This window comes from Polaromonas sp. P3_C2 (genome assembly GCF_056402675.1).
This window is the reverse complement of sequence record NZ_JBFUGX010000185.1, coordinates 1-6939: the sequence shown is the minus strand read 5'-3', so window position 1 is coordinate 6939 and position 6939 is coordinate 1. Positions and strand designations below refer to the sequence as shown.

Below are 6939 nucleotides of genomic sequence, written 5' to 3'. Positions count from 1 at the left end.
CCTGTGCTTTGAGCCGCAAGGGTACCCCAATGCACCCAATGTGCCGGCATTTCCTTCCGCCGTGCATGAGCTGGGACAAAGCCGCCAGGGCCGCACGCTCTACCGCTTCAGCACTTCCTAGGCAAGTGCGTTCCGCATGTCAAAATGCTCCGGCAACAAGCTAGGAGCTGAGCATGCGATGGTGGAAACTGGCGTGGATGTTTGGGATGGTGTGGGCGGCGCAGACGACCGGCATGCCCGCATGGGCGCAGCAGCCCGAGCGCGTGCCGCCGCAGATCGTCAAACTGCCTCTGCTGATCGACGGTAAACAGTATGAGGTTGTCACCCATCTCTACAAGCCCGCTGGCGAAGGTCCGTTTCCGCTGGTGATCTTTTCCCACGGGCGGGCGCCGTCGCGCGTTGACAGGGCCAAGCTTGAGTATCCGGTGCTGGTCGGGCACGCCAACTACTGGCTTCGCAAGGGTGTTGCCGTGGTTGCCCCGGTACGGCCGGGATACGGGGATACCGGGGGCACCGACAGGGAGGACTCCGGCATCCGGTGGAGCGGCAAGGTTTGCACCGGCGACCCCGACTTCACGCGTGTGGCCAGCCACGCGGGCCAGACAGTAGTCGCGTTGCACCAATGGGCGCTGCAGCAGCCCTGGGTGCGCAAGGACAGGGTGCTGCTCGAAGGGCAGTCGGTGGGCGGAATGACGACGGTGTCGGTCGCGGCGCTCAATCTGCCGGGCGTCGTCGGCGCCGTCAATTTCGCGGGCGGCTCCGGCGGTAATCCGGAAGACTCCCCGGCCAGGAGTTGCAAGCCCGAGAACATGGGTAAAACCTATGGCGAGCTCGGCAAGCTGGTCAAGGTGCCCAACCTGTGGCTCTACGCCGAGAATGACCAGTTCTGGGGAGCCGAGGCGCCCCGCGGATGGCACGAGGCTTTTAGTGCCGGTGGCAGCGATACACAGTTCATCCAGACCGGCCCGGTTCAGGGACATGACGGGCATTTGCTGCTGACCTACGGCGGAAAAATGTGGTCGGTGCCGCTGGATGCGTTCGTGCGCAAGGTGGGACTGACGGCGCCCTGAGTTTTGATCGGGCATAAAAAAGCCCGGAACCCTGCGGGGCCGGGCTCATCAAGTCCCTGACTTGCCCATGGAATAAGTTCGGATTTCCTGGCAGAGGTCTTCAAGCGCAGTGACCATGGGGATGTCGTAGTGTGCACACACGATGTCCACATTTCCCTTTCGCCAGTAGCCCGGAGGGCAACAGACCACCGCCTTTCTTTCGCGAGCCGCGAGGCCGAGTTCCAGCAAAGTGACGGGAGCCTGGGATTGCGGGGCAAAGTAAAACGCCACCATCCCCGCGGCTTCCATCGCGCTCAATTCCCATTCGACCTGCTCACGAAACGGTGGAAAGTCGGCTTGCGCCTGCCAGCTTGAATCCCACTGGGCCCGGCGAGGGTTGAGCAAGGTTCCTGGACAGTCCGCCAGAGACAATGCCAGCTCCGCTTGCCAGTCAACGCTTTTTCCCAAGTCGATGGACCCCGCCAGGAACACGGCTTTGTCAAAAGACAGCGTGGAAAGACGAGTGGGTGGCAGGACAAGCTGCATTTCTCAAATGCGCTCGGTCAGCGTGAAGAAGAAATCCAGCATGTGGAAGTGATCGTCATGAAACCGGTCCTCCATGGAGGTCAATTGATTGACTGGAATCCATTCAGCCGCCGCCGCGTCGTCGGCCGCCTGGATTTCCGGCAGGTGACGCGAGCCCAGATCAAAGAAGTGGGCATGGGTGATCACGCGGCCGCGCAAGCTGCGATCCGGATGGTCAAACACGTGGACTGCTTTCAAGGCGTTTTTCATATCGCCTTCCAGCAAGCGCATCTGGGTTTCTTCTTCCAGCTCGCGCAAGGCTGACTGATACACCGTTTCCCGCTGCTCAATGAATCCGCCCGGCACGGCAAACAAGCCCTTGCCGGGAGAACGTCCGCGCTGTATCAGCAATACCCGGTCACTGCATTTCACGACCGCATCCACCGTCACAAAAACCGGCGCATAGGGAGAGCCGGCCCACTTCGCCTTTTCCTGCCTGAGGCTCTCCCATTCCTGTGCGAGTTCAGGAAAGTAAGGCAAGGCCGCCCAGGTGCGAAGAAATGCGATGGTGCTGGCCGGCGCCTGACTCACTAATGCGGCGAGTGCCGGTTCCAGCGCCGCGCCGGCATTGCCAAAGTAAGCGTCACGCAATGCGCTGGCATCGATCCTGCCTTGCGATTCGACGGTATCAAGTGTCCAGCCGGGGAAATTCTTCAAATACTCGCTGGTCGCATCTTTAAAGTGCCCGACGAGCACAAAGGATGTCCCGGATTTCTCGCCCACCAGCTCCGCCACGCMGTGCTTGACCGCCGATACCCAGCGTTCCTGGTCATAGTAGTCACGCACAGGCAGAAACCGGATTCTGTCCCGGTCGGACTCAGGCAGGGCCAGGCGGATCATTTCCGCCCGCTCTTGCCAGGTGAACGGGTTCTTGGGCGTGCGGGCCTGGTAGGCCGAGCCAAGTACGACGATGCACAGCGGCGCCGCTTCCAGGGCCCGGCGCAGCAGCGCAAGCTGCCCGTTGTGAAAGATCTGGAACCTCCCGATATAAATCGAGACGTCGTGTTTTTTAGGGTTTGATGTCATGAGAGCCTATTGAAATTTGGCGGCAATCGGCATCTGGCGACCGGAGCCGAAGGCGCGCGCGCGCAGACGGATGATGGGGGGGGCCTGCCGGCGCTTGTACTCGTTGCGGGCGATCATGCCCTTGATACGTTCGATCATTGCGAGACTCTCGGGCTGCCGGCGCAGTTGCGCGACGAAAGCGGACGCTTTCTCGTACTCCCACCCGGCCAGCCGCCGGCCTTCGATCAGGAGCTTGAGCACCTCGTCGAGCACCGGGTAAGGTGGCAGGCTGTCCACGTCCTTCTGATCGGGCGCCAGCTCCGCGGAGGGGGCTTTGTCGATGATGGCCTGAGGGATGATTTCTTTGCCTGCGACTTCGTTGAGGTAACTTGACAGGGCGAACACCTCGGTTTTGTAAAGGTCGCCGATCAGGCCCAAGCCGCCGTTGGTGTCGCCATACAGCGTGCAGTAGCCGACCGAGATCTCGGACTTGTTGCCCGTGGTCAGCAGCAGATGCCCGAAGCTGTTGGAGTATTCCATCAGGATGGTGCCGCGTGCACGGGCCTGAAGATTCTCCAGAGCAATACCGTGCAGCGGCTGGCTGAAGGCGGCTTCAAATCCACCGGAAAATTCGTTCACGATGTCGGCGATCGGATGGTGAAGCAGCTCCACCCCCAGATTGCGGCAAAGGACTTCAGAATCATCGACCGAGCCGGCCGACGAAAACCGCGAGGGCATGGTGATGGCCGTCACATTGGATGGGCCCAGGGCCTCGGCGGCCAGCGCCAGCGTCAGCGCCGAATCAATACCGCCGGACGATCCGATCACCGCGCGGGTGAAGCCACAGCGCCGCGCATAGTCCTGCAGGCCGAGYACGATCTGGCGCCGGTAGAACTCCATGGTCGGCAGTCCCTCCACGGGAACGGGGGCGGGTTCATCCCCGGCCAGCGTGAGGAACCGTCCGCTTTCAAAGCGCAGGGTCGTCACGTCTTCGGCGAAGCGTTCGGCTTCAAACACCACACCGGCTTGGGGCTCCACCGCGAACGATGCACCGTCATAGACAAGCTGGTCATGGCCGCCCACCTGGTTGACGTAGAGGATGGGCAATTGGTTGCGCTTGCTGGCGGCGCCAAAGATCTGGTGACGCTGTTCACGCTTGCCGATGTTGGACGGGCTGGCATTGATGGAAATCACCAGGTCGGGCGCGGCGTCGCGCATGCGGTCAAAGGGGTTGATCGCATAATCCAGTCCCTCATCGTTCCAGCCGTCTTCGCAGATCAGCACGCCTACCTTGGCATCCCGGATGCGCAAGACCTTTGCCACATCCTGGCCGGGTTCAAAATGCCGGCGTTCATCGAAGATGTTGTAGGTGGGCAGCAACTGCTTGGCGTATTCCAGCAGCACCTCGCCACCCTTGATCACGCGCAGCGAGTTGCGCAGCTTCTTGCCCGGCGCTTCGCGGCGCGCGGGCAGGCCGATGACCCAGCAGAGATTAGGAATCTGGYGGGAAGCCAGCAGCAGATCCTGGAGAGCCGAATCGACGCGCTCCATAAAGCCCTCTTCTTCGAGCATGTCGCCGGGGTAGTAGGCCGTGAGCGACATCTCGGAGAAGACAACGATGTCGGACTGGTCGATCCAGGCCTTGCTGGCGGCCGTGACCATCTTGGCCACATTGCCTGAGAGGTCGCCTATGGTGAAGTTCAGTTGGGCGGCGGTGATTTTGAGCATGCTGTCCTCAAACCGAAGCAGGAAAACGGAACACCTGGCGCAGGTAGGCCAGAAAGGTCTGGTCGTTGCACAGCGTCTTGCCCGGGCTGTCCGACAGCTTGGCCACCGGCCTGGCATTGGCGCCGGTCAGCTTCATCACGATGTTCAGCGGCGTCAGCCCGACGTCGTTCGTCAGGTTGGTGCCTATGCCGAAGCCCGTCTGGGTGCGCCCGGCGAAGRCGCGGTAGAGCTTGAGCGCGGTCGGCACGTCCAGCCCGTCGGAAAACACCAGGCGCTTGTTCTGCGGGTCCACGCGCAGCTTGGCGTAGTGGGCCAGGGCTTTTTCACCCCACACAAACGGGTCGCCGGAATCATGGCGAAGGCCGTCGAACAATTTGGCGAAGTAGAGATCGAAGTCCGCCAGAAAGGCGTCCATGCCGACGACGTCCGTCAGGGCCACACCCAAATCGCCGCGGTACTCCTGCACCCAGTCTTCGAGTGCGGCCCGCTGGAAGTCGCGAAGCGTCATGCCCAGCGCTTGGTAGGTCTGCAGGTATTCGTGGGCCATGGTGCCGATGGGCACCAGGTTGAGCTCCTTGGCCAGCAGCACATTGGAGGTGCCTTTGAAATACTGCGGGACTTCGCGTTTGAGCGTGGTGACCACTTCGGTCTGCCAGTCGCGCGAGAAACGCCGGCGCACGCCGAAGTCAAAGAACTCGAAGGGGTTGCGCAGCGAGGGTTCTTTTTCGAAGGCACGCAGGATGTCAATCTTGCCCTGCAGGCGCTTGCGTCCCTCCACAAGGGCGACAGCCTGGTCAGAGCGGCGGAAATAGAGCTCGTTGACGATCGCGAGCACGAAGATCTCGAAGGCCATGGTGTGCACCTGCGGGCCCACGGCCTTGATCACCAGCGTGGGGCCGTCGACCGTGGCTTTGATGAACTCTCGCTGGAATTCAAAGATGCGCAGGAAGTCGACAAAGTCGCTCTTGATGAAACGAAGGCCACGCAGGTAGGCCAGTTCCTCGGGCTGGAAGCGCAGGGTGCAGAGATGGTCGAGCTGCGCATTGACCTCCGCCAGCAGTTCGCTCAAGGGGTAGCCCGGCTGGTTACGGCAGACAAAGCTGTATTCGGCCTCAGTCTGCGGATGCCGGTGCAGCATGGTTTGCCACATGGTGAACTTGTAGAGGTCGGTGTCCAGCAGGCTTTGAATGATGGGTTGCATAGTGGCTTTGTGATGAAGAGAGAACGTCGCTCAGGCGTTGGCTTGCAGGGCTTTGAGGATTTCCGTGCTGGTCGACAGCACCACGCCGCGGCCGGCCATGTCGTCCAGGAAGGCCTGGTGCTGCGCTTCAAAACCGCCGACCGGGCTCATGCAGTCGGTCAGCAGCACCACCTTGCCGGTCTTGCCGGACGGCAGGTTTTCCACGATGTGCTCGGTGGTCGCTTTCACGCAATGGCTGCTGGCCTCGCCGGCGATGATGAGCAGGTCCGCCTGGTCCAGCGAGGCGATCAGCGCAGTGTTGAGCTGCGTCGCCGGGTCTTCTTCATCCGGCACCTCGGCCTGCATGGCGCTGTAGTGTTCGGTCCAGGGGTTGCTGCCTTTGCCGATCTTTTGCACCATGGCAAGGCGGCTGTCTTCCCAGCTGTTGTAGGCAGCCTTCACGGCGGGGTGCACATTGTGGCCCCAGCTGCCGATTTCGCAGTGCACCGGCCAGACCATCAGGGTGTAACGGCCGCGCCGCTCGAGTTCGTCGATGTAGGCCAGGGCTCTGGGCAGCATGGCCGCATCTTTGGGCAGGTAGTCGCCCTTGCGCACCTGCGCCGCCGTGATCGGCGTGAACGGCCCCACGGCCGCGCCGGCGCCGGTCTTCCAGAAGGTCGGGTGAGCGATGTCAAACCTGTGGTGAGAATCCAAAGTCACGCCGATGGCGGAAATGCCGGGCGCGCCTTCACGGATCAGCGTGGCCAGGCGCAGCATGTCGGCATGGGCACCCGCCACGGGCAAGGCCGGCGAGGTGGCTTTCCCCGTCACCGGGTCAATGGGCAGCCAGTCGGCCGGCAGGTCGCAAAAGTCGTTTTGCGGGTCGATGATCAAAAGCTGGATGTTTTTCTTCATGCTGTCCTCTGTTGAGATTGATTGGGTGCACTGCCGCCGATTCTCGCAGCAGCGGCCGGTTTTATTCCACCAGGATTCCCTTGGTCTCGCAGACGCCGATGCGGGCTTCCATGCCGGCGGTGAAACGCAGGAAGTCAGCCTCCATGCCGTCCGAGAAGATGACCCCGTTGTCCGGCATGCGCGAGCGCAGCGTCAGCACGTCCGTTTCCTCGATCTCTCCGTACAGCAGGGAGGTCTGGGAGGCCCGGCTGGCAAAGGGCTCCCGCACGGCGAAGACGAGGTGGTCGGTGTCGCGCGGCATGGGTTCGTATTCGTCACCCCGCCCATAGCCCACCGCTTGCGCGATACCGATGGAGCCAGTGATGATGCTTTTAAGCCAGGCCGTCGATCCCAGCCCGGTTGCGACAATCAGGCCCGAAGACGACTGCGCCTCCTTCACGCCGCGGAACTCGATGTCGTAGAGCGCCGAGGTATGAC

General features: G+C 61.9%; 6 protein-coding genes and 1 pseudogene. 1 reads left to right on the top strand and 6 read right to left on the bottom strand.

Going from position 1 to position 6939, the window contains the following annotated elements; genetic code table 11:
• The first annotated feature begins 173 nt into the window (after positions 1-173).
• Positions 174-1070, top strand: a complete 897-nt coding sequence (locus AC1DWI_RS09890) for a dienelactone hydrolase family protein (RefSeq protein ID WP_477671049.1) — start codon at positions 174-176, stop codon at positions 1068-1070.
• Between the two features lie 48 nt (positions 1071-1118).
• Here the strand turns inward: AC1DWI_RS09890 and AC1DWI_RS09885 are convergent, their stop codons facing one another.
• The 6 genes and pseudogenes from AC1DWI_RS09885 to AC1DWI_RS09860 form a co-directional block, all read right to left on the bottom strand.
• Positions 1119-1595: a nucleoside 2-deoxyribosyltransferase domain-containing protein gene (locus AC1DWI_RS09885; RefSeq protein ID WP_477671048.1), complete on the bottom strand. Its 477-nt coding sequence runs from the start codon at positions 1593-1595 to the stop codon at positions 1119-1121.
• 3 nt (positions 1596-1598) lie between these two features.
• Positions 1599-2660, bottom strand: coding sequence for an NUDIX domain-containing protein (locus tag AC1DWI_RS09880; RefSeq protein ID WP_477724757.1), 1062 nt, complete (start codon positions 2658-2660; stop codon positions 1599-1601).
• A gap of 6 nt (positions 2661-2666) precedes the next feature.
• Positions 2667-4367, bottom strand: coding sequence for an NAD+ synthase (locus AC1DWI_RS09875; RefSeq protein WP_477724756.1), 1701 nt, complete (start codon positions 4365-4367; stop codon positions 2667-2669).
• A 7-nt stretch (positions 4368-4374) separates the two neighbouring features.
• Positions 4375-5568, bottom strand: coding sequence for a nicotinate phosphoribosyltransferase (pncB, locus tag AC1DWI_RS09870; protein ID WP_477724755.1), 1194 nt, complete (start codon positions 5566-5568; stop codon positions 4375-4377).
• A 30-nt stretch (positions 5569-5598) separates the two neighbouring features.
• Positions 5599-6462, bottom strand: a complete 864-nt coding sequence (locus tag AC1DWI_RS09865) for a cysteine hydrolase family protein (RefSeq protein WP_477671044.1) — start codon at positions 6460-6462, stop codon at positions 5599-5601.
• A 61-nt stretch (positions 6463-6523) separates the two neighbouring features.
• Positions 6524-6939, bottom strand: a pseudogene (locus AC1DWI_RS09860) (sugar kinase); the annotation flags it as partial.

Coding starts and splice junctions, on each gene's coding strand:
- AC1DWI_RS09890 (WP_477671049.1), top strand. CDS start 174: ATGCGATGGTGGAAACTGGCGTGGATGTTTGGGATGGTGTGGGCGGCG.
- AC1DWI_RS09865 (WP_477671044.1), bottom strand. CDS start 6,462: ATGAAGAAAAACATCCAGCTTTTGATCATCGACCCGCAAAACGACTTT.
- AC1DWI_RS09885 (WP_477671048.1), bottom strand. CDS start 1,595: ATGCAGCTTGTCCTGCCACCCACTCGTCTTTCCACGCTGTCTTTTGAC.